The 1198-nt window shown below is 59.7% G+C and carries 1 protein-coding gene; it reads left to right on the forward strand.

Annotated features, from left to right (window positions below):
• The coding region (locus Q0341_RS12630) for an ATP-binding cassette domain-containing protein (RefSeq protein WP_299513910.1) at positions 1-1112 on the forward strand (1112 nt) is incomplete at its 5' end.
• Positions 1113-1198 lie beyond the last annotated feature (86 nt).

Here is a 1198-nt window from a genome sequence, read left to right on the forward strand (position 1 = left end):
AATGGAAGATGCTGGACCGTTGGCGCACCATGACCACGACGATTGCCGACAGCGAGCTCAAGATGCGTCTGTTTTCCACGCTGTCGAGCAACTTGACGCAAACCATTCAGCAACTCAGCTACGCGGGGATGATCGCTGCAGGGGCTTACGCCATCAACGCCGGTCAACTCACGATGGGGGGGCTGATCGCTTGCTCCATCATTTCGGGGCGCGCCTTGACCCCTGTGGCGCAATTGCCCGGCCTGATTGTGCAATGGCAGCATGCCAAGATTGCACTCAAGTCGCTCAACGGCATCATGCAGATGCCCAGTGACCGCGACCAAAGCGAGCGGCTGGTGGTGCCAGAAATGTGTCAAGGCGAGATCAAGATGAACAAGGTCGGTTTTTCTTACGCCAAAGACCTGCCAGGCCTGGAGGTGCCCGCGCTGCGGATTGATCCGGGCGATCGGATTGCTGTTTTGGGTGCTGTGGGTTCGGGCAAGACGACCTTGATCAAGCTCCTGTCGGGTCTTTACAAGCCAACGGCAGGTCAGGTGTATCTGGATCAGGTGGACATGGTGCATTTGGCCCCTGAGTTTGTGCGAGAGCATGTGGGTTATTTGCCGCAAGATGTGCGGCTGTTCAACGGCACCTTGCGCCACAACCTGACATTGGGGCTGCCCATGCCCAGCGACAGCCAGATATTCAAGGCGGCGGCGATGACGGGACTCGATCAGGTCATCCAAAACCATCCTTTGGGTCTTGAGCTGCTGATTGCTGAGGGTGGGCGCGGCCTGTCAGGTGGGCAACGGCAGTTGGTGGGGCTGACACGCATGCTGCTGGCCACGCCCAAGGTCTTGTTGCTCGACGAGCCCACGGCTTCCATGGATGCCAAACTTGAAAACCGCGTGATGCAACACTTGTTTGAACAGATGCCCCGGGAGTCCGCCATTGTGGTGGTCACCCACAAGCCCGCTGCTTTGACCTATGTGAACCGCATCTTGGTGGTGGACAAGGGGCGTGTGGTGCTCGATGGACCGCGAGACGAGGTCCTTCAACGCTTGCGCCAACCGGTTGCGCCAGCGCAAGCCGTTTCGCAGTCCGGTGCGGTCGCGCAAGGAGTCTCGGCATGAAGTTATTTTGGTTTTTCGGGCCGGCCGATCCCGACGGCCAGCGAGAAGACCTGAGCGGCGTGCTGCGCGGCCCTCGCTGGGCGCTG

This window comes from uncultured Limnohabitans sp., assembly GCF_937889215.1.
Lineage (GTDB): Bacteria > Pseudomonadota > Gammaproteobacteria > Burkholderiales > Burkholderiaceae_C > Limnohabitans_A.